Here is a 24,566-nt window from a genome sequence, read left to right as displayed (position 1 = left end):
TAACAGTGTTTATTTTTTAATATATCGTAAATAACACTGTCTTTATGTTTTTATTTCTACAACATTTTCTACATTTGTAATTTAAGTCTAATAGTATAAATTTAATTGAATCCACAGAAATGGAGTTATCATTTTCTAATCCTGGTAAAACAAAAACACTTATATTGGTTATATCTCTAAATTTCATCTTATTAATTTCTTATAACTTAATAATCTCCACATAAGGAAAAGATATAATCATTTTTATCATCTTTTTTAAGTTATATTTTAACATATTTTATCTATTTTGAAAAATTTTAATCACTTTTACTAAATAACTATTCATTTACAAAAATAAAAAATGAAAATAGTTACTATTTATAACTACTATCTTCTATAAAAAAATAAAAGCAGGAGAGTCTTTCTCCTACTTTTTTATATTCTCTTTAAAAATATTAATAAAAATGCTTTAATTGTTTTAACTTACTTGGATGTCTTAACTTTCTTATTGCTTTAGCTTCTATTTGTCTTATTCGCTCTCTAGTAACTCCAAATACCTTACCAATCTGTTCTAATGTCTTAGGGTCATCATCATCAATCCCAAACCTCATTCTTAAAACTTGTTGTTCTTGTTCTCCAAGACCTGTAAGCAATTCTTCTATTTTTTCTTTTAAATTATGTTGTTCAACTTCTCGTATCACAACATCCTTAAAATCAGCATCTGATGGTATAAATTCAACTAAACTACTATCTTCATCCTCTTTTAATGGAGTATCCAAAGATACAACATTTTTATCTCTTCTTAATAATTCCAATACTTTATCAACTTCAAGACCACATGCATCTGCAATCTCCTCTACAGTTGGTTCTCTTAATAATACATTTAAAAGTTCTTGTTTCTTTTTCTTTACAAAATTTATTCTTTGATGAAGATGTATAGGTATTCTAATAGTATTTTCGCAATCGTCAATATATCTTGTTATACTTTGTTTTATCCACCAAGTTGCATAAGTGCTAAATTTGTATCCTTTTTTATAATCGTACTTCTCTACTGCTTTTATAAGTCCTATATTTCCTGCTTGAATTAAGTCTAACATATCAATACTGTCTCTTTTATATCTTTTTGCTATACTCACTACCAACCTATAATTTGAATTTATAAACTTTTCCTTTGCTACTGAAGATGAGTTGATTATTTCCTTAGCCAGCTCTACCTCTTCTCCTGCTGACAACATTTTGTATTCCTCAATTTCCTTTAAATACATTTTCATCGCATTTGATACATTTGATGAACCCACACAAATATAATTTTCATAATTATTTTCTTTTTTAGTATCCATAATCAAACCCCTTCTATTCATAGAATTTGCTAAAACAAAAATAAATAATTTAAATCTACATAATCTACAATTACATAATATCCCCTTCCTCAAACAAGTTGTTTTGTATATTATGTATACAAAGTTATAAAAACTATACCTATAATACTATTCTATTTTTAACACCAATATCCTCCCCATATATATAATTTATTTTATTATATCTTGCTATATCCTTAGTTTTTAGAATGATATATGTCTAAAAAAGGGGCTATCGCACTAGAAAAGGTTGCTACCTCATAACCATTTAATATACTCAATAGCCCCTCAAAGATTTATCTTTAAGGGGCTAAAATAATCTATTTTATTTCACTAACATAAATTTACAACTTGAACTTGGTAAATAACTGTTATTATTTGGCCAGGAACCATAATATTTAAGTTAAATCCAGCTGATGGGTTAAGAGTTTTATCTCCTACTCCATTTATAGTTACTGATCCTAAAACAAATACTGAGTTAGCTGGCGTTGGATCTAGAAATACTACATTAGTAGCATTAATATTACCATTATTAACTATTTTAACAGTATAAGTTATTATATCTCCTATTGTTGCATATTTCTTATCTACTGACTTATTTACACTTAAACTGCCATATGCAATATTAGTAGCTACAGCATTAGAATAAGCTGTATCACTGTATGATGATTGTTTTGGATCAATAACATACTGGAATGGTATTACAGCTTGATTTATTACTTGGTTAGTAGAAGGAACTGAAGTTACTATTACTGTAAATACCACTGTAACAACATTACCTATTCCAATACTTCCAAGGCTAAATCCTTTTGTTGGGTCTGCTGATGAATTTGTTACTCCATTTATAACTACACTTCCTTCATTAAATGTTACACCAGTTGAAGGAGTATCTTGGAACATTACATTACTATCTATAACATTACCTACATTTGTCAAAGTTATGGTATAAGTTAGTATATCTCCAATTGTTGCAATTGATTTATCTACCATTTTCACTGCATTTATCTTACCTAATACTACATTGGTTGTTACTGTATTACTATGTTGAGTGTAAGTCAATGGTGTCCCATTAGGATATATATAGTAACTAAATTGAACTTGTGAAGTGTTAGTTATATATGATGGTGTTGGTAAAGTGTTTATCTTAGCACTAAATCCTACAATTACGGTTTGACTTGGAGCCAGATTTGGTAAAGAAAATCCAACGGTTGGGTCTAGTGATGGATAAGTTACTCCATTTATTGTTACAGTTTGTGTAACAAAAGTTAATGATGATTGTAATATATCTAAGAATTGTAGATTATTTGAAATAACATTACCACTATTTACTATAGTTGAGGTATACGTTATTGTATCTCCCACCTTAGCATACATCTTATCAACTGTCTTAGTATTTGTTAATTGCCCCAAGTTAATATTAGTAGTTACAGTATTTGATGTTGCTGATATTTGATATGGAGTTGAGCCTATATTATAACTTCCACTTGATGTTGCATAGTTGGTAACTATTGGTGGTGTTGGTAATGTGCTATTTACTGTAACTTGGAATTGAACCAAAGAGGTATTCCCAGCTACTAAATTATTTGGTAAAGTAAATCCTCCTATTGGATTATAGTTTGCATAACTTATACCATCTATTATTACAGTTCCATTTGCAAATGTTGCTCCATTTGATAAGAAATCTGTAAATAATATATTAGATATAGGTGTATTTCCTGTATTTTTAACTAATACACTATAATTTAATGTATTGTTTAAAGTTACATATAACTTATCTACACTCTTAGTTAAAGTTAAACTAGGCTGAACTATTATTGTACTTGTAGTATTAGACTGATAAGAACTACTATAAAGAGATCCATTTGGATTTACATAATAGTTAAATGTTCCTATAGCATAGTTTATTACAGAATCGTGAGTCGGATTATTTATTACAGTTACTGTAAATTGTACTGTAACTGATTGTAGTGTTGGTATCGTACCCAAAGTAAACCCTTGAGTTGGGTCATAGTTTGTATAAGGTGTTCCTCCTATAGTTACTGTTCCACTATTAAAAGTTACATCTGATTGTAAGTTATCAAGGAAATTTACATTTTTAGCATCAACATTTCCAGTATTAGCTACAACTACTGTATATGTTAAGACATTACCCATAGTTGCATATGACTTATCTACGCTCTTTGTTAGAGTTATTAATCCTACATTTATTTGAGTGGGTACAGTATTAGAGCTAACTTGAGAGTATATATATGATTCTGATGGATTTATTAAATATGAAAAAGTAACATTTGCTATATTGCTAATCAATGATGGATTTGGTAATAATGTCACTGTAGTATTAAAGCTTACTACCACTGTAGCACCAGGAGCAATATTTCCTAATGTAAAACTAGCATATGGGTCATAACCAGAGTATGATATTCCATTTATACTTACTGAGTTAGTAATAAAAGTCAATCCATTTGGTATCACATCTCTAAAGTTAACATTGTTAGCTACTACATTACCTGTATTTACAATAGTAACTGTATAAGCCACTGTATCTCCTATAGTAGCATATGCTTTATTTACATTCTTAGTAACTGATAATGAACCTACATTTATTGCTGTAGACACAGTATTACTTGTACTTTGAACTGTAACTAGTGGATTAGATGGATTTATATAGTATCCATAATTTGCTGTAGCTGTGTTGTAGATATTATCAGTAGATGGCATTGTACTAACTTTTACTGAAAACGTTACTGTTGCACTTGAGTATCCAGCAATATCTGGTATATTAAATCCTGCATTTGTATCAGCATTAGGTTGAGAGATTCCATTTACTACTACTGAGCCACTTATAAGCTGAGCATTTGATTGTATAATATCTTTAAATAGTATATTAGTACAGTTTGCATTACCTGTGTTATTGATTGTTATTGAATAGTTTAATGTATCTCCTATAGTTGCATATGTCTTATCTACTGATTTAGTAAGTGTTAATACTCCTAATTGTATATATGTTTTAACCGTATTAGAAGTAGCAGTCATTGTTTGTTGATTATCTGATGGTGTTAACTGATAATTAAAAGTTGTAGAAGCTGTATTATCTACTTCTCCACTTGTAGGTATAGAAGTTATATTAACACTAAATGTTACTGTATGGTATTGATTAGGCGCTAAATCAGTTAAGCTAAATCCTACTGTTGGGTCATAACTTAATTGTGGTGTCCCATCTACTACTACAGAATTTATATTAAATACTGTTGATGCTGGTGCTAAGTCCTTAAAGTTTAAACTTGTAGCGTTTACAGAGCCTGTATTTTTAACTATTACTGCATAAGTTAAGCTATCTGGTTCAGTAGCATAAGTTTTATTAACTGATTTTGTAAGAGTTAATTCACCTACTGCAACATAAGTTTGTGTAGTATTAGTTTTAATTTGAATACCAGTATAAGTTTCTCCACTTGTGTAATCGTAAGTTATTGTAGCATGGTTGTAGATAATATTGCCTGACGGTCTAGTCTGTACAGTTGCTTGGAAACTAACTGTTACAGGTGTTCCTGGAACAATGTTTGGTAGAGAGAACCCTTGACTTGGGTCAGCGCCAGTTTGTTGAGTAGTATCTATATAAACTGAGTTTGCTACTAACTTAATATTAGAGTCCAAGATATCCAAGAACTGTACATTTGTTGCATTGACATTACCATCATTAGTAATAGTTATACTAAAGTTTAAAGTATCTCCTATTTTAGCTATTGATTTATCTACAGATTTATCTGCTGATATTATAGTATCATAAACATAAATAGTAGTCGTATTAGAACTTGCACTTGTATTTATTGCACTGCCAGTAGGATTAACATAGTAAGAATAATCTATTGTAGCTGTATTTAACAATTCATTATTTGTTGGTATTGAATTGGCAGTTACCTCAAACCTTACTGTAGTTTGTTGTCCTACCTGTATATCATTTAAGCTAAATCCTATATTTGGATTATAGCTTGACATGTTAGTTCCATTTATATATACAGAGCCTGAAACAAAAGATGATTCTACTTGAATGATATCTGTAAAGTTAATATTCTTTAATACTGCGTTTCCAACATTAGCTATTACTACAGTATAAGTTATTATGTTATTTAATTTTATAATAGTTCTATCTGCTGATTTAGTAACAGCTATATTTCCATAGTTAATATAAGTTATAGTAGCATTACTTGTCGTATTAGAAGATATACTCTCTGTTCCAACAGTGTATTGATAGCTTAGATTTGAAGTATTGGTAATGTATCCACTACTTGGTACACTAGCTACTTTTACTTGGAAACTTATAGTTACAGATGCTCCAGCTGCAATAGTTCCTAATGAAAAACCTTTACTTGGGTCATAAGATGATTGTGCTGTTGAGCCTATCATAACTGAGCCTATTACAAAAGTTGTATTACTTGGTATTATATCTAAGAACGTTGTATTTACAATACTTTCATTGCCATTATTAGTTATTACTGAAGTATAAGTTATTGTATCATTTAAGGTTGCATAACTTTTATCTGCAGTCTTTGTATTAGTAACAGACATAGTTACAATATTTGTAGTAACTGTATTACTTGTTAAACTTCCACTAATATATTGACCTGTAGGACTTAATTGGTATTGGAAGTTCATACTAGCAGTATTGTTTATTTGTGGTGGTGTTGGAATACTAGTTATTGTAACTTGGAAAGTTACAATAGTTCTACCACCTGGGCTTATATTAGGTATAGTAAATCCATTGTTAGGATTAACATTTGAATATCCTGTACTTACACCATTTACTGCAACTGAACCAGGTACAAATGTAGCTCCATTTTCAATAATATCTACCAAATTAACATTTGTTAAAGGTACTGTTCCTGTATTATTTGCTGTAACAGTATAAGTTAATGTATTTTCTAGCATTGCATAAGATTTATCTACTATTTTTGTTATTGTTGCTGAATAAGAATTGATTGTTGTAGTAACAGTATTACTTGTTATATTGTTAGTTACTGGTTGTTGTGATGGATCTATATAATAACTATAAGATGCTGTTGCACTGTTTTTTATAACATTTGGTGAAGGTGTATTATTTACAGTCACTTTGAAACTAATAGTTATTGTTTGCCCAACATTCATAACCCCTAATGAGAAACCTTGTGTTGGATCATAATTTGATTTTGATACTCCATTCACTACTACACTACCTGCTACTAAAGTTGCCTCTTGTTGAAGAGTATCTGTAAAGGTTGCATTAGATATAATAGCAGTACCATTATTTGTAGCTGTAAATGAGTAAGTTAAGGTATCTCCTACTGTTGCATATGCTTTATCTACACTCTTTGTTAAGCTTAGTGAACCTACAGGATCATAGGTTACAACTGTATTAGAGTATATAGTCTTAGTAACTTCTGGCGAAGTTGGATTTACCTGATAGTTTATTACCGCTTCTGAATAGTTTGGTATATATCCAACAGGTGGATTTACAACTATTGTAGTCGCAAATACAACTATTACAGTATCACCAGGATGAATATCTCCTACAGGGAATGATTGAGTAGGATTATATGATGGATAATTTACTCCATTAATATATACAGTCTCTGGATATAAGTTCATGTAAACACCTATATAGTCTGCGAATACAACATTTGTTAAAGATACTGTTCCTGTATTTTGAATAGTCGTTGTATAAACCAATGAATCCCCTAGCTGAGCGTAGTGTTTATTTACAGTTTTTGTAATTGTATAAGCCACTTGATTTACTGTTGTTTGTACAGTATTACTATATATAGATCCCTTTAGTTCACTATTGTTAGGGTCTGGTTGATAGCTATATACTAAATCACTTTGATTATATACAATGTTTGGAGTAGGAACTGAATTAACCTTAACTTGGTATGTTACTTCTATAGTATCACTTGCACATATTGTTCCAAGAAGAAATCCTTGATTTGGATTATATGATGAATATGACACACCATTAATTGTAACCGTTCCAGGTATAAGAGTTGTGCCTGATTGAATATTTGATAAAAACATAGTATTAGTTGCATTAATATTACCATTATTAGTAATATTTACAGTGTAATATAATGTATCACCTATTATTGCATAATCTTTATCCACACTTTCAACAATATTCATACATACATAATTAGCTATAGTATCAACTATATTAGAATCTTGCTCTGTAGTTACCACACTAGATGTAGGTGTTATTTGATACTTAAATGGAACTTGAGCTATATTTTGTATTGTATTTGCTGGATTAAGTTGTGTTACTGTAACTTGATAACTAATATTTGTAGTTGCTTGAGAATTTATAGGATTTGGTAATACAAATCCAGTAAAAGGATTTAACCCTGATTGAGCTACTCCATTTATTTGAACGCTGTCACTTACAAATGTAGTTCCAGGTATTGTTGGCTCAGATATTTGAAATTTAGAAGCTGGTTGATTTCCTACATTACTTAAGCTTAAAGTATAAGTTACTGTATCGCCAATATTAGGGTAATTATTATTATTACACCTTTCGCCTATTACATTTACATATCCCACTTGTATACTAGTATGATTACTAAATATAGTCTTTTCTCTTATATAACCATATTGATTATACCTATACCCAAAACTTACACATGAAGAATTATCTATATTTGTTGATGGTGGTAATGAATTTATTTTTGATTGAAATAATATTTGTGTGCTACTTCCTGGCGCTAAATCTTGTAAAGATATACCTACTGTTGGGTCATCTGTTATATCTGTTGTACCATCTATTGTTACACTTCCAGTAACAAAGGAAGAATATCGATTAATTTTATCTTGGAATAATATATTTGTTGCAACTATGTTACCTGTATTAGTTATATTTATTGTATATGTTACAGTATCTCCAATATTTGCAGTGCTTGCTGAAGCTGATTTTGATATATTTAAAAGAGCTTCTTGAACCATTATTTGAACAGTATTTGTATTTGCATTGTTTGTAATAGTATTTTGACCTGATGTAAATTGGTAACTATAATTTACAGTATCATATATCAAATTGCCTGGTGTTGTAGGCAATGAATTTGATTTAACTGTAAAATTAACATTAGCAGTCCCATAAGCTGGAATACTTCCTATATTTACACCTTTTGTAATATCTCCACCTTGAATAGTTTGATTGTTTACTATAACTGAGTTTTGAACAAAGCTAACTGATGGGTCTAAAGTTGTAGATAATATAACATTGTTAGCAATAATACTTCCATTATTTTTTATTTGAACTGAAAATACTAATTGTTCTCCAACCTCAGTGTTATATTCTCCATCACCATCTATATCATATAGCTCCAAATAGGCTGTAATATCAGGTGCTTGAGCAAATACTTGAGTAGCAAAAGCTACTATTTGTACTCCATCTCCAGATACACTTTCAGTTATTTGAGTAGCTAATAATGATTGATTTGTAATTAATGTATTTGAAATATCTACATCTACAATATCCCATTTATTTCTTGCTCCTACAAGTTGTGTAGGTACAAACCCATCATTGTTATTAGTTGCATTAGTTCCTGAAATATTTAGTAAACCATTACTAGAGCTTGTAGGGTCTGCTACATTTATTACTCCACTAAAGAAATTATTTTCTGGATTGTTTGGTGATGTCCCAGGATTAGTATTTGGTGAAAAAACTGAGTTACCAACATTACTTAATTGAGCAAAAGATGGTCCCACTTCTACATATTCATTTCCATCAAGTGGAGAACCATTTGCACAAGCAATAAACATATTGCCTTTTAACATTGATGGATCTGTACTAGTTGTATATCCAGACATCGTCATTTGTAATGGTGTATTAGTAGTTGCTACTGATATACCAGAGTTATAAAGAATCATTTGAGGTTTAAATAAATCATTTCTATATATTACTGTTAATGTCCATCCTGCTCTTGTATTACTTAGACCTGTAGAGGGTACACTTATTGGTACATTTGATACTGTATAACTTCCTGATAGTGCTGCCTGAACATATGTTGTTACATCTGCAGCTCTGTATCTATCAACATTTCCTGTTGGCCCATTATAAGTATCCATATACTTAGGTATTATGGAATATATTCCTTGTGGAGTTGTAAAAGTTATTGCGCTATCTTGAATACTGCTAACACTTTGCGCCCCTGATACACTACTAGTCACTGTAGAATACCAAACAAGCTCTGCATATAATACTTTACTGTTTGATAATATATTTAAATTTGCAGAACTTCCTGCTTTAGTCCAATCTCTTGTTGTTGTTCCATTAGGCATAATTAAATCAGATGTATTTACTGTTAAAGCTGTACTACTACCACATACAACTAAACTGTTTCCTGTACCCACTAAAATAGCTTTATCTATTGCCTTAAAACGTGGTGTTAGTGACATGTTTACCTCCTTGCAAAGAATATTTTTAATTTTACATTATCATTTTTAATAATTACTGTATATTATATTAAAGTAGTAATTTTTTAGTTCCTAAAAATTAAATTTTTAATTAAAACAAATATTTTTTTATCGAAATATGTATATTTATTTTGAATATAATTTATTAATAAACTTAAAGGAGTGATTTAATGGACTCAAACATGTTAAATATTATTGTAAGTAATACTCAAAAGATTCCTATAATAATAGGAAATACTTCTACTTTTAGTATTACTATACAAAATCTCAGCACTGTGCAAAGATTTTATAATCTAGGTCTTACTATTACAATACCTGATGGTCTGGTCCTTTCGACATCTACTTTTTCACAAACATCTAGTATAACAAATGCTGATAATAGCATCACATACTCTTGGATTAATATGAAAGACCTTGCACCTATGGAGGTAAATTTCACTTTTAGTATAACTGTTAAGTGTAATACTAAATTTAAAAATGGAACTGTAATACCATTTGGATATATATTTTCTGGAATAAGTGTATCTTGTCAAGCAGATACTATGCCTAGAGGGAGCTATGATATAGGTGATGTAGTAATTACTAATAGTATAGCTATGTCTTTTCAAACAATAATGTTTAATAGTACTATTACTACACCTGGAAAAGTATTAAAAGGTGCAGGTAACCTACTCACTTTAAATGATTATACTCAAGTTAGCACTGCTACTTGCAAGTTTTATAATAATTCAAATTCTTCATCCTTAGTTAATATAACAATACTATTAGATGATGGAATTAGATATATAGGAAATGTTACTACTTTAGGTACTGATGCATCACAATTTACAACTCCTACTATTAACTTGGTTAGTATTAATAATAAAATGTATACTCAACTTTATTATAGTAATGTAAATCTTTCAGTAAGTAGCAATACTACTTTAAATTTTAATTTTGCAATATGGAATCAATATAACAGTAATCAAGGAAATTATATTGTTCATGGTACTATATTGAATATGTACATTAGTATGGTATCAGCAAACCCTCAAGTAACAGCCAGTTCTAGCAGTACTACTAGTTTTTCAGCAATGGATTTGATAATAGCTACTTCTACAAGTAAATCTATAGTTGATATACAAAATACAGTAACTTACACCTATGTATATAAGGTTGGGCAATATTACAATATACAAAATGTATTAGTTCATTATTTGTTACCTGATGGAATCCTTTATCTATCTAGCTCTATTAATCCAACATCAGTGGCAAATAGTTCTACAATGAAAGGATATTATCTAACTTACAACTTTGCTTTTATGCCACAAAACTCTACACAGACTGTAACAATAAGTGCAAAAATTAATAGTTTTTATACCTATAAATTTGATACAAATAACATAAATCTACCTGTCGTAGCTTCTGATCCTTTTACTTCAACTACTGATATTACAGGTACTCTTGTAGGTTCATTAACTCAAGCCACTGATAATTCTAGTGTATCTTCAAGTATAAGTGTAGGAACAATTACCAAACAGTTTGTTAAAGGATACTATAAAAATGGAACCTCTAAAACAATAAATTCTTTAGCTCCTGGAGATTTTGCTGAGTATTTATTAACTTACAATGCATCTACATTACAAGCTACTCAAAAACAAGTTTATATAGATGACTTTTTCCCATTATCATCTAATCCTATAACCAACTTAACTTACAACTACACTGGTTATAATCCTGTATCTCAACCTAAACTAATAAGTCCCCATGGAGTGGATTTCTTCTATGGAAATATACCTGGCTTAACTACTGCTACTATTAGTTTTAAAGTACAAATAGAACAACTTGGTTCTTCTGGCCAAAATGCTAATCTAATGAAACTAAAAGGAATAAATACCTATGGATATGCCTATAGCAATCGTGCGCAAGTAAACTTTAATATAGGCACTCCTAATATTCAATTAACTAAGACTGTTAATGGTCCTAACACAACAGTTATAAAATCTAATGAAATCTACACATATGCAGTTACTATAAAAAATACTAATACACTAGGAACAGAAACAGATGCATTTAATTTTACTCTTAATGATACTTTATCTAACTGGTTTACTCTTAAGAAAAATAGCTTAATAGTTAATGGAACAGGTAGTTATGATGAAATTAAAATTGAAGATAATAGTATTATTGTTAGTATTGATAAACTTGCTCCAGGTCAATCTATCACTTTAACATACAGTGTAACTATAAGCTCAGTCATGGCTCCAGGAGTAAGTATTACCACTACAGCAACTAATACTAATCCATATTCTCAAGAATATGATGATTATTCAGATAACTACCAATATTCTAATCTTAATAAAAGTGCATCAGTTAAAATCTCTTCAGCTAACATAATAGTATCAAAAAGTAATATCGCATCTACATTTAAGGTTGGCTCTTTAATAACCTACACAATTACAGTGACTATTCCTCAAGGTACCATTGCATATGGACTATATGTAAAGGATGTTCTTCCAAATGGAGGCCAATCTTATGTAGGTTCTGCATTTAAAAACGGTGTATCTATAATACCAACAGTATCATCTTATACAGTTACATTACCTACTGAAGGAACAATAGATGCCAGAGTATCATCACAAACAATAGCTTACAACATGACCTGTAGAATAATTAGTGCAACTAAGAGTATTGGTGCATTAACTTCTACACAAAATAATATTGCACAATGCCTATATCAACAAATTCAAGGTGGTAGTTATACCACAGTTTCTAATACATTAGTTATAACAGTGAATCATCCAAACTTAGTAATGACATTAAGTGCAACAGATAAAACTACTTCTACTATATATAACCAAACTGCTAGTATAAGTACTAATTCTGTTATGCAATTTTTACTTATATTCCAAAATAATAGTTTAGTAAATTTAGTAAATGGTACTATACAAATTCCTATAAATAATAATTTCTTATTTACTTCTATAAACACAACTTCATTCTGTAATGCAACCTATAATAGTTCTACAAAAAATGTTGTTATTTCAATACCACAGTTAGGTCCATCTATGTCTGGATATGTAACTTTTACAGTAATACCTCAATTAATGTTGGTCTCTGGTTCTTCAATGACTACTCAGGCAACTGCTATTTCTTATTATAATGATATATGGCCTACTAAAATATATGGTGGTGAACAAAGTAACACTATAACTTGCTCTTTAGTCCCTGGAGTTTCATTATTGCCAAATCCAGCTAATAAAATAGATGATTCAACATCATATATTGTTACACCTGCAGGCAATACTGCAGTTATATTAAATTATTTTAAAAATACTGGTGGAGGCTATGACAGTTATTCAATAACTATACAAAAAGTAGCTATTTCTTATACACTGTACATTAATGGTACAAAAATAACTGATGTACCTACTAATACACTTTATCAAGCAACTTTACCTCAATTAACAAATTTACCTCCTAATAGCAGCAAATTAATAGAACTAGATGCGGTCATTCCTTCTAATCAACCATTAGGTGTTAGGTATGATTTTTTTATTACTGTTACATCACAAACTAATCCATATCCAAGTAAGACAGTTTTAAATATAGATCCTAGTTAAAAATATCTTCTATCATGAGTATTTATAAATACTATACAGTTTATTTCTTTATTATAAAAAACCATCGATTATACTTGATAATATTCGATGGTTTTAATAATATAGTAATATATTTGAGCTAACAAACAATTTACCTTTATAAATTTGGCTTGTTGATGTATTTTCAATATTTATTTTTATATTATCTTTATTTAAATAGGTAATACCAATAGGTACAAGCATGTTACAAGAAAATCCAAAAACACTTATTTTAGTTTTCATTTTTTGGTTTTTGTTTTTTCTATTAGTTTTTTTACATTTTAGTTTATAATTTATTTCGTATTCTATGTTACCTAAAATAATAAAGGTGCATACATCAGAATTTTGTTTTCTATATACATCATTAGCAGGAGTATTAACAACCTTTGTTTCTAGTATATTTACTTTTACTTTTATATCGATTATTTTATCTATTCTTTGAGATATTTTTATATTGTTATCCACTTGTAATGATTTAAATACTTTATTTTCAACATGTGTGTTCACTTTATTACTTTTCATTACTACTCTAGTGGGAGACATCTCAATATTGTAAATATAGTCATGTTCTATAGTGGAGCAATTTTTTATTGTATTACAGAGATAATGAGGTAATACTATAACTTTAAATGTTATTATTATGCATTTTCCTGAATTAATATCATGCAAACTAAACCCTTTTTCTGGATTTATGAAATATTTCTTTATACTATTTATAGTTACTGAGTTATTTATAAATTTTGTCCCTGTTGGAATTTTATCTTGAAAAAATGCATTAGTTACAATATACTTACTAACATTTGAAATGCAAACTGTATATGTTACTATATCAAAAGAATAGGAATGTTTCTTATCTACATATTTTTCTATCTTTAATATATCCTTTACTATATCAGTAGAAACTACATTACTACAGATAGTCTTTACTATTACAGGACTTTTAGGTGATAATCTATATTGAAAGTCTATCCTACATTCATTTATTACCTTCATTACATCACTCTTTTCTATTTATGTCTGTTAGATATTAGATTATTATTACTCTAAATATTGCATTAACATAGTTACACTTACAAATATTTTACTCTGATTGAGCTTTACACTTACGTCTTCTACAAAGTATCTAAGATTAATTCTTTCCTCATTACTATCATAATTTGGGATAACTATGAAAGTACTAAATGGCAACATAATATTTAATACTTTATTTTTTTTATGTTTATTACGCTTACATTTTTTGTTGGTATTTTCATATTTTAATATTAAACTCATATTAATATTACCCAATATAATAAGATTTTTCCCACTTAAATGTTGCCCTTCTAATGAAGTTCCTTTTATTGTATCCACTATTTTTGTATCACATAATTTTAATGAGTATATTTCTATAGATGGAGTTGTATATTCTATTCTATAATCTTTAGACTTTTTATTAGATAATTGTATATTTTGATACGTAGTAAATTGTTTAAAATATTTTAGTGGATGTAATTCTCCAAAGCAAGATATATTGTATGTCATTTCACCTATACTATAATCCATATTCTTTTTTCTCCCTTTTAGTGTATTCTTCAATACAATGAAAAATTTATAATGTGGTATTCTCTACCTATTAATATATTATATAATATTAAAACTATTAATACTAAATAACCAAAAAGTCTTGTATCATCTATATATTTTTCACATTAACTCCCTTGCTTAATATTTTTTCAAGTTATTACTTTAGTATATATACTAAATGTTGGGTATTATATAATAATTATTTCATGTGGTATTTTTTTATTTATCTAACAAAAAAGAGTCTATCTTTTTTGGATAGACCCTTGTATAAAAAAATGCTACCTTCTTTGTAGAGGATAACATTTTACAGTATATTTTGACATAAATTATAATATACCTTCAGATTTATAAACTTCTAAATTTTTCATTATATAACTTAGTGTACAAAATTCCTTATCTATTCTTTCTCCAATTAATGTCAATCCATCTATTAATTGTTTTTCTTTAAAGTTTTCTAAAAGTACCATTATACTTATATAATTAATGCCACCATCTTTAGTATCTAAAGTTCTTGATTTTTTAACATACTTATTTTCCATTGCAAATTTTATTGCATTTTCTAATCTTTCACTCATCTCTATAATAGGCATTGCTTTAAATACTTTTATTTGAGGTGAATTTATATCAAAGTTTTTAGCTTTAGTTATATCTGTATTTAAAAATATTACGTTTTTAAATTTAGTACCAGAAAAATCTACTTCTTCTAAATTAACTCCTTCAAATATAGTATTTTCAAATTTCGCATTTTTAAATTTACTTCTTTTTAGGTTTGCTCCTATTATTTCTGCTGATTTGAACGTACACCCATAAAAGTTACAAGACTTAAAGTGAGCTCCTCTTAAACTTGTAAAATTAAAGTTTGAATTTGAAAAATCAGTGTTATAACAGTTACTTCTTTTTAAGTCTTGATACATAAAGTTTTTGTCCATTTTTTTTGCTTTATTGTATTTTAATCCTGTCTCTATCTTTTGCGTATTATTCATTCTTCCTCCGTAATTTAAAAGTTCATATACTTATAAGTATATACACTTGATAATAATTATTTTTTATATAATTATTTCTAATATTAACATATAATCTCAGCCATAACAACTTTATTATATATTACTTATAATAATAAAATGCTGTCTTTTTGATATAATATAATTAAACTTAGGAGATTTGTAAAATGAATGATGAATTTAACAATAAAGATACTTCTAGTAAATATGCATGGAATAATGCTATGATTTTATATAAAATACAAGAAATTTTAGAAGACAAAAACATAGATGATTTAGAATTTACTAAAGGAAATCAAAAACAGGCTATAAAAGTAAAATAACTTGCTACACTTGTGAAGAGTGTAGTAATTGCCAGTGTAAATGGCAGTAATAGTAAGATTCCTCTTGAGAATAGAACTAAAAACTTACAAGTATCTAAGTTATTCCATGAGAAAAGAAAACTTAAAAAGAATTATAAGCCCGCAGGGGTATAAATTTAGGATGAATAGAAGTATAGCTTTCACTCAAGTAAAACAAAATATGAATTTCAGAAGATTTTTAAGCAGAGGTAAAGAAAATATTCTATCAGAATGTATTATTTTTATATAAAATAATTAAAAATGTACTTATTAAGATAGGTAAAAGAGCTATCACAGAACAAATTTAATTTGCTCATGCGACAGCCCCTTTTAATATATATGCTTAATGTTTAATTTTCATGATGATTGCATCCGCATCCACAATTTTCATCGTGATGGTGATGTTCTTCTAATTCTTTGACCTGTTGTTCCATTTCATTAAACTCTTTTACCATTATATCATAAGTTGGAAGAGCTGCCTCAGTATCGTATTCTTCGCCTCTCCAATCAGCATACATCATAGCATCCCCATTAGTTAAAACTAATCTACCTGACATAGTTATATTATCCACTTCTTCTAAAAATTCTATTTGTTTTTGTAAAACTTCGCCTTCTAGCTCTACATCTTCATCCAAACATTGTACTATCATTACAGGTGCATAATAGTCTTCCTCATCTTTAACATTTACAATAATATCTAAAACTCCTTCTGCGCCTTCTTCAAATTCCGCTAATTCAACATTTGTATCAATCATATCCTGAGGTACTAATAAGTCTTCTATTAAATATTTTATTACTCTGTCTTTTACTAATTCTTTTGACATTTATTTTTCTCCTTCCGATTCTATAACATTATCATAATCATTTCTATATTATAGTATACTACATTAATTGTTTTTTCAATCTCTTACAAAAATTATTTTTTTATTATCTTCCTTATATTCCCTTTTTTATTACAATCTTGTAATCGCATTGATTTAAAAAATAGTTTATATTTAGTATAATAGAAATGTAGCACATATTTTTATTCAATATATTAATAAAAAGTATATTTGAAAATGTAATGTATGTTAAATCTAGGAGGAATATTATGAAGTTTAAAAAACAAATTAGCTCTATTATTGTATCTACAATGCTTGTACTTGGAAGTATGAACCTTTCTTATGCAGATGGCACAAATGTAGTTACACTTGGAGCTAACTTATCAGAATCTCAAAAGCAACAAATGCTTAATTACTTTGGAGTAAAAAAAGACCAAGTCTTAGTTTTAGATGTAACAAATGCAGAAGAAAGACAATATTTACAAGGTGTTGCAACAGAAGGTCAGCTTGGAAAAGTTACTATATCTTGTTCATATGTTGAACCTACTAAAAAAGGAAATGGAATTAATGTTAAAACAGCAAATTTAACTTGGGTAACTAGCTCAATGATTGCTTCAACACTTACAACAGCTGGACTTGAAGATGCAAATGTTATCGCTGCTGCTCCATATCCTGTAAGTGGTACTGGTGCATTAACAGGAATTATGAAGGCATTTGAAGATGCTTCAGGAAAGAAACTTGATGAGACAAAGAAAGAGATTGCTTCTGAAGAATTGGTAGTTACAGGTGATTTAGGAGATGATATAGGCCAGGAAAAAGCAACTGGTGTAATGAATGATATAAAAACAGAAATTGTAAAAAATGGAACAAAAGATACTAATCAAATAGCAAATACAATAAACAATGTTGTAAATAATTACAATATTACTATTACACCAGAGCAAAAAGAACAAATTAAGGGTGTAATGAAAAAAATAGCTGACCAAGATTATGATTACAATAACATGAAAAATACATTGGACAATGTATCAGATAATGTAAATGAGCAATTAAAGAAATTAGGTGAAAGTGTTAAAGGCTCTGGTATATTAGACACCATTGGTGGATGGTTTAGTGGAATAGGAGACTGGTTCTCTGGTTTATTCTCAGGTGGAGATAAAAAAGATTTAGGAATCTTAAATAACACTAATGATGAGTCTCTTGGCTCTAATGCTGTAATAAACTCTACAGAAGGTGTTCAAATAAATCCACAAGATAATACTAATTCAAATAATGATAGTAATTCAAATAACTCAGAAAATGATAATACAACTAACAATGAAAATAAAGATAACTCTCAATCAAATAACGAGGACACAAATAATTCAGAAAATCAATCAAATAACGATGATTCAGTTGGTTTTTTTGAAAAAATAAAAAATTGGCTTTCAGGCTTATTTTAAAAATTAAATAAATAAAGAAAAAGAATTGCCTAAAATAGAAATTTTCTATGAAAGGCAATTCTTTTTCTTGCAATAAATTTTTATTACTCACTCATCTTTTTAGATTTATCTATGCATGCACATATAGCTTTTATAACAGAGGCTCTAAAACCTTCTTCTTCAAGTACCTTAACTGCCTCTATAGTAGTTCCTCCAGGTGAACATACCATATCTTTTAACTTACCAGGATGTTTTCCTGTTTCAAGTACCATTTTCGCAGAACCCATAACTGCTTGTGATGCAAATTTATATGCTTGTTGTCTTGGCATACCTGCAATTACTGCTGCATCTGCCATAGCTTCTATAAATAAAAATACATATGCTGGTGCTGAACCACTCGCTCCAATTACTGCTTCTATAAGATATTCTGGCACTACTTCAGTATTTCCAAAAGAATTAAATACTTCTGTAACTGCTTCTAAGTCTTCATTGTTTATATTTCTATTTATAGAAAGAGAAGACATAGCTTCATTTACAAGAGCTGGAGTATTTGGCATTGTTCTAACTATTTTCTTATCATTTCCTATTATTGACTCTATATCTTCTATAGATTTTCCTGCTGCTATTGTAACTATAATTTTACTATCATCTATAAAATCTTTTATCTCTTCTAAAATATCATCATATATATCTGGTTTAACAGCTACAATCACTATATCAGAGTTTCTAGTTACTTCCTTTGAATCTTTTGTAGTTTTTATTCCAAAACTTTTATATATTCTATCAAGAGTTTCTTGACTATATGCTGATGCTATAACCATATCAGGTTCAACTAATTTTGAATTTACTATCCCTCCTATCATAGCGCTTGCCATATTTCCTGCACCTATGAATCCAATTTTTTTCACTATAGTACCTCCTTATTAGCTAATATTAATAGTTAAAATTTAAACTTCTTTAATTGTATCAGATTTCTCAAATGGATTTGGGATACTTACAACCAAAATCTTTACTAATTTATTAGTGTAATTAACCCAATTATGATTGTTCTTTTCACTATTATAGTGTATTGTGTCTCCTGGATACATTTCTATTTGTTCATCACCCAAAAATACTGTAAGAGTACCCTCTAGCACGTACACAAACTCCTCACCTTTGTGTACATAACAACAAATATCTTCATTACTCTTACTTGGAAGAATTTCAATTAGTCTTGGCAACATTGTTTTTTCTTTTAAATTAGATGATAAATGATAATGTATAAATGTTGAATTTTCTACATCAAACACTTCTTTCTCATAACTTCTCAATACAGCTCTTTTATGCTCTTTTGGCTTCATAAAAAAGTATGTTAATTCTACATCTAATACACTTGCTATTTTTCCTAAGGAATCTGTTGCTACGCTTGTCAATCCTCTTTCAAGCTGTGACAAGAAACCAATTGATAAGTTTGTTTTTTCACTCATATCTTTCAGTGTCATTTGTTTTTGAGTTCTAAGTTGTTTTATTTTTGCTCCTATGTCCTTATTCAAAACCATCACCCCTAAATAATTTTAATTTTTTCATAATATAAATACAAAAATATAAATATAGGCTATTATACCTATTTTATTTCACTCTTTAAAAATTTTATTAGTATTACTATAATTTATTATTTTTGTTTTGTCTATATTTTTAAGATTTATTTTTCACATATTTTTATATAACTTTGCCAACTAAATATCTATTCTTTATAAGTATTTATTTTTTATATAATAAAACTTAAGTTATTAATATGATTCAATATATTATCAAAATAATTCATACTAATGTATTAATCTTATTAATATATCCTATCTAATCAATATATCTAAATTATATTTTATATGTTGCATGTCTTATTTAAATTTAATTATTAAAAATTCAAATTATTATATTATTATTTCTACACATTATTACATCCTTTTTTATAATTATAACATAATCTTACAATTTAATGACATCTATTCAATGTCTTTTTTTACTCTGCAACATCTTCTATTTTACAATTTAATATTATACATATTTTTTAGATACAGACTTGTCAATTTTTAGATTGTCAAGTGTTATTGAAGTGCTTTATGTCCTCTTAAAATACATTATCTAATTTTTTATTTAATAAGAATTGCTTACTATAAGAAATATAACATCATCTTTATAGGATTCTTTTAAATATATCTCTATTCTAAATAGAATTTCTTTTTTTGTCAAAATTTCTTCATTCTTTAATAATTAATTAATTACTTATAAAATAAGTTAATTATCTATACAAATTTTATCATTTTTGATAAAATACAGAGAAAAAATTAATTTTAATCGCTAATTTCGCCAAAATATATCTTTATTTATATTAGTAAAATAATTATAAATTTATTAAAATATGTTTGTAATTCATAAATTTATTTTTATTAAATTAAAAATTATGTAAAAAAAGTGAGATATATATCTATAGAAAATTTTTCCTATAAATATATATCTCACTTAATAAATATATATCTCACTTACATAAAGACTTATTCTATATAAAAACGCCATAAAAAATCTTTCGCCTCTTCTGCATAATCTATATTTATACGCTTACTAGTTTTTATATCTATATCATCCTTACTAAATACCTTTACTCCTTCATCATCATAATAAAAATCACTTATATATAATTCTTCACCCATTATACTCTTGCTGTTTAGACTTCTATCTATTTTTAGAGCCTTACAAAGCTTTCCTGGCCCATTAGTAATATTCTTTATTTGATATTTACTCAAATTATTATAAGATTTATTGTATCTATTTATAGATATCTCATCTAAAGAAGTTATAGGTTCTACACCTCTTATTAATACACACTCTGGTGTGTTTTCTACATTTGCTGATAAATTTAAACAGTTGTACATCCCATAAATTAAATAAACATATATATGCCCACCATCTAAATATAATGGCTTCGTTCTGTCGGTTTTTTTATCACCATATACATGTGCTCCTTTGTCATTTATACCCATATAGGCTTCTGTCTCTATGATTTTAGTAACGATTGTTTTATCTTCATACTTTCTTATAAGATATTTGCCCAATATTGATTTGGCTAAATCAATACCATTTTTTCTAAAAAAATCCTTTTCCAAAACTTCACCTCATAAAATTTATTTGCAATAAACTAAGTCTAGCTAAAAACATAAATAAAATCAACTTATTTTATGATTGTATACAAATAATAGATTTCAATATTTATTATTTGTATATATCAAAAAATTCTATTTCGAATTTTTCAATATTGTCATTATAATTTGAATTATCATAGACTTCTTCAACCACTTCTTTAATTGGGAATATAATCTTCACTTCAGTCCCTTCTCCTACTTTGCTGTCTATGTAAATTTCCCCATTTTGAATTTCAATCAATGATTTTGTAAGACACAATCCTATCCCACTTCCAAATTCATTTGATATACCACTATTTTCAATTTGTTTAAATCGATTGAATATGTCACTCAATTTATCTTTTTCTATACCTATTCCAGTATCTTTTATAAGTATTTCTACTGTCTCACCTTTTTTATAGATACCTACAAGAATTTCTCCACCTTCTAAAGTAAACTTTATAGAATTTGATAATATATTCAATATTATCCTTTCTATAGATTCTGGGTCAAGCCCTACCCTCATAGTTTCCTCATTTGTATCAAAAATCAAATCTATTCCCTTAGACCTAGCATAACTGCTAATAGATGTAACTATTCTTTCTGTTATATCGATAATATCAAAATTAACTGCTTTAATCTTATATATCTCTGACTTAACTTGAGAAATATTTATTATGTTATCTATTAATCTCAATAATCTAAACATATTTTGTTTAGTTATTTGTATATGTTCTTTTAGTATATTCTGAAAATCTATTATTTTTCCTTTTTTATAAAGATTTTCGACAAGTTGAACTGAGCTGTATATATTATTTAAAGGAGTCTTAAGTTCATGAGATATATTAGCATAAAACTCCATCTTCATTTGGTCATATTGTCTCTGTTTTATTAGTGCTTTCTTAAGTCTTTCAGACTCTCTTTGTACACTCAAATCTTTAATAATTCTAACTCTACTTCTCTTTTGTCCAAAATACAATGTTCTTGATATCATCTTTACTTCTCTAATATGATTATTTTCGTTTACTATGTGAATGCTCTTTTCTCTCTCTCCTATATTTAAATTATTTATGTATTTTTTTACTAATATATTTCTATATTTTTGCGTTGTGGCTCCTAATACATCACTAGAAATTCCAAATAATTCTCTAAAAGCTCTATTTGTATATAGAACTCTTGATGTACTTAAATCTTCAAGAAAAATAGCCTCTGGTATAGCATCAAGTAATTTTTCGTATATTATCTTTTGTTCATTTGCTATTCTAAGTATATTTATCTCTTTAGTTATATCTCTAAATGTAAGCAATTTAAATAGCTTATTATCTGACCAGTAGTCTCCAACTCTAACTTCTTCAACACGGTCTTCACCATCTATATCAGACATTACAAAATTAACTATACAGTTTGCTGTATCATTGTAACTTACTATTTCAGCTTTCTTTTCTTGTGTAAGATTTAATCTTTTAAATTCTCTATTATCAAAGAAATCTATATTGAAAGTTTCAAAATACTGTTCTAATGTCATACCAACTAAATCACTGGAATTACATCTAAAACTCTTTTCATATTTCTTATTTATACTAATTATCTTATTCTTCTTTATACCACCTTCAGCACTCCTCACAAGTATAGGGGATGGAATATTTAATATAATGTTTTTGTAATCTTTATTTATATGTCTTATTTCCTCATCCATTTTGATTTCATTTGTAATATCATTTAAGCTTATTAAGTAATTACTTTCATCTTTATTATTACTTAAACTCAACAAATAGATTTTATCATTTAATTCTACCTGCTTGTCGATTATACTTATATCATTGTCAAATTTTTTTAATTTCTCAGCTACATTTTTATCTTCTTTGACAAAAGTTAATATTTTATAAAAATTACTCATATCTTTTGAAAATTCATCTTTAAACTTATTATTTGTATAACTTATATTAAAATCATAATCCGTTACTATCCATACGTTTGGTATTGTATCAAGAGCTTGTCTCAATAACTCTTTCCTTTGGTCTATATAATTCTTTAGTGTTCTTTGTATAGTCATATCTTTTTCTATAGCTAAATTTATCTTACTTAATTGCTCTGACTTTCTACTTAATTTTTTATTTATATAATCAAGCTCGTAATATGGATATACTATTCTATTATTGAGACTGTATACATATACATAATAAGTGTGGTTACATAATAATAAATACACTACTCCTATTAATCTCTCTGTATCTACTACACTAAAATAAATTGCTATAAATCCTATAATAGTTGTAAAAAAAGCAAAATATGATAAATCTTTTATTAACTTATAGTGTTCAACTGTGCTATCAAGTTTATTCAATAAATATATCAAATTAAACAACGACACGACAATATTAACTAATATAATAATCATATTCCAGTTAAAATCACTAAAAATATTTCTTATAAAATAGTCTACTATGACAAAAGCACTATAAAAGATTAATACAGGGCTTATTCTCAAATTTTTTACTTTAGAAATGGTTAAATATATAAAAGTAGACATATTAATTATACTTAAATTTAGTAATACAATTTGGAATGTTTGAAGTTTTAAATCTGCTACGCCTAAAATACTTACAAAAACTAATACGAGACACCCTGACTTTAATATATTTATAAATTCGTCTTTTTTAAAACTAGTTATATAAACTATAGAGTATCCAAATATCCAAAGTAAAATTATCCTATACATATTTATAGAAACTGTATACAAATTTATATTTAAAAGTGCAATAATCAAAAATACCCCATTAGCTAGTATATAGACCTTATTCTTGCTTAAAGTTCCCTTAGATTCCATATTCCCCACCACTTCTTCATTTTTATATAGTTTTACCTATAAATATG

15 protein-coding genes are annotated in these 24,566 nt (G+C 27.7%); 4 read left to right on the top strand and 11 right to left on the bottom strand.

Going from position 1 to position 24,566, the window contains the following annotated elements; genetic code table 11:
* Nucleotides 1–16: 16 nt before the first annotated feature.
* From KGF38_RS15215 to KGF38_RS15205, 3 genes are all read right to left on the bottom strand, one after another.
* Complete coding sequence (locus tag KGF38_RS15215; RefSeq protein WP_219673514.1) at nt 17–187, bottom strand: hypothetical protein; 171 nt, start codon at nt 185–187, stop codon at nt 17–19.
* Between the two features lie 247 nt (nt 188–434).
* Entirely contained in the window at nt 435–1,319 is an 885-nt protein-coding gene (locus KGF38_RS15210; protein ID WP_021384276.1) for an RNA polymerase sigma factor RpoD/SigA, read from the bottom strand.
* A gap of 351 nt (nt 1,320–1,670) precedes the next feature.
* The gene (locus KGF38_RS15205; RefSeq protein ID WP_054269991.1) at nt 1,671–9,752 is read right to left on the bottom strand and encodes a DUF11 domain-containing protein; all 8,082 of its coding nucleotides are present in this window, start codon (nt 9,750–9,752) and stop codon (nt 1,671–1,673) included.
* Nucleotides 9,753–9,940: 188 nt separating this feature from the next.
* Here KGF38_RS15205 and KGF38_RS15200 point away from each other — a divergent pair, with 188 nt between their 5' ends.
* Nucleotides 9,941–13,372: an isopeptide-forming domain-containing fimbrial protein gene (locus KGF38_RS15200; protein ID WP_074178988.1), complete on the top strand. Its 3,432-nt coding sequence runs from the start codon at nt 9,941–9,943 to the stop codon at nt 13,370–13,372.
* Between the two features lie 93 nt (nt 13,373–13,465).
* Here the strand turns inward: KGF38_RS15200 and KGF38_RS15195 are convergent, their stop codons facing one another.
* From KGF38_RS15195 to KGF38_RS15185, 3 genes are all read right to left on the bottom strand, one after another.
* Nucleotides 13,466–14,383 (bottom strand): DUF11 domain-containing protein, encoded by a 918-nt coding sequence (locus KGF38_RS15195; protein ID WP_054269989.1) that lies wholly within the window; start codon nt 14,381–14,383, stop codon nt 13,466–13,468.
* Between the two features lie 45 nt (nt 14,384–14,428).
* Nucleotides 14,429–14,932, bottom strand: coding sequence for a hypothetical protein (locus KGF38_RS15190; RefSeq protein ID WP_054269988.1), 504 nt, complete (start codon nt 14,930–14,932; stop codon nt 14,429–14,431).
* Nucleotides 14,933–15,279: 347 nt separating this feature from the next.
* Nucleotides 15,280–15,936, bottom strand: coding sequence for a pentapeptide repeat-containing protein (locus KGF38_RS15185; RefSeq protein WP_054269987.1), 657 nt, complete (start codon nt 15,934–15,936; stop codon nt 15,280–15,282).
* A 185-nt stretch (nt 15,937–16,121) separates the two neighbouring features.
* On the opposite strand from KGF38_RS15185, the gene KGF38_RS15180 reads away from it, so the two are divergent.
* Both KGF38_RS15180 and KGF38_RS15175 read left to right on the top strand, forming a co-directional pair.
* Nucleotides 16,122–16,277, top strand: a complete 156-nt coding sequence (locus KGF38_RS15180; RefSeq protein WP_176702483.1) for a hypothetical protein — start codon at nt 16,122–16,124, stop codon at nt 16,275–16,277.
* Nucleotides 16,278–16,289: 12 nt separating this feature from the next.
* Nucleotides 16,290–16,430: a hypothetical protein gene (locus KGF38_RS15175; RefSeq protein ID WP_153885237.1), complete on the top strand. Its 141-nt coding sequence runs from the start codon at nt 16,290–16,292 to the stop codon at nt 16,428–16,430.
* Nucleotides 16,431–16,645: 215 nt separating this feature from the next.
* Here KGF38_RS15175 and KGF38_RS15170 read toward each other — a convergent pair whose 3' ends face one another.
* The gene (locus KGF38_RS15170) at nt 16,646–17,119 is read right to left on the bottom strand and encodes a type I restriction enzyme HsdR N-terminal domain-containing protein (RefSeq protein ID WP_021384283.1); all 474 of its coding nucleotides are present in this window, start codon (nt 17,117–17,119) and stop codon (nt 16,646–16,648) included.
* Nucleotides 17,120–17,385: 266 nt separating this feature from the next.
* Here KGF38_RS15170 and KGF38_RS15165 point away from each other — a divergent pair, with 266 nt between their 5' ends.
* Entirely contained in the window at nt 17,386–18,558 is a 1,173-nt protein-coding gene (locus KGF38_RS15165; RefSeq protein ID WP_054269986.1) for a DUF1002 domain-containing protein, read from the top strand.
* 83 nt (nt 18,559–18,641) lie between these two features.
* Here the strand turns inward: KGF38_RS15165 and proC are convergent, their stop codons facing one another.
* From proC to KGF38_RS15145, 4 genes are all read right to left on the bottom strand, one after another.
* Nucleotides 18,642–19,445: a pyrroline-5-carboxylate reductase gene (gene proC / locus KGF38_RS15160; protein ID WP_074178987.1), complete on the bottom strand. Its 804-nt coding sequence runs from the start codon at nt 19,443–19,445 to the stop codon at nt 18,642–18,644.
* Nucleotides 19,446–19,484: 39 nt separating this feature from the next.
* Nucleotides 19,485–20,075 carry a helix-turn-helix domain-containing protein gene (locus KGF38_RS15155; protein ID WP_407812164.1) on the bottom strand — a complete coding sequence of 197 codons (591 nt, stop codon included), beginning with the start codon at nt 20,073–20,075 and terminating at the stop codon, nt 19,485–19,487.
* 993 nt (nt 20,076–21,068) lie between these two features.
* Nucleotides 21,069–21,677, bottom strand: a complete 609-nt coding sequence (locus KGF38_RS15150) for a DNA-3-methyladenine glycosylase (protein WP_054269983.1) — start codon at nt 21,675–21,677, stop codon at nt 21,069–21,071.
* Between the two features lie 106 nt (nt 21,678–21,783).
* Nucleotides 21,784–24,519, bottom strand: a complete 2,736-nt coding sequence (locus KGF38_RS15145) for a PAS domain-containing sensor histidine kinase (protein WP_054269982.1) — start codon at nt 24,517–24,519, stop codon at nt 21,784–21,786.
* Nucleotides 24,520–24,566 lie beyond the last annotated feature (47 nt).

Source organism: Clostridioides sp. ZZV14-6387, from assembly GCF_020657835.1.
Taxonomy (GTDB): Bacteria; Bacillota; Clostridia; order Peptostreptococcales; family Peptostreptococcaceae; genus Clostridioides; species Clostridioides difficile_A.
The sequence above is the reverse complement of the archived record's forward strand: the minus strand, read 5'-3'. Positions and strand labels throughout refer to the sequence as shown.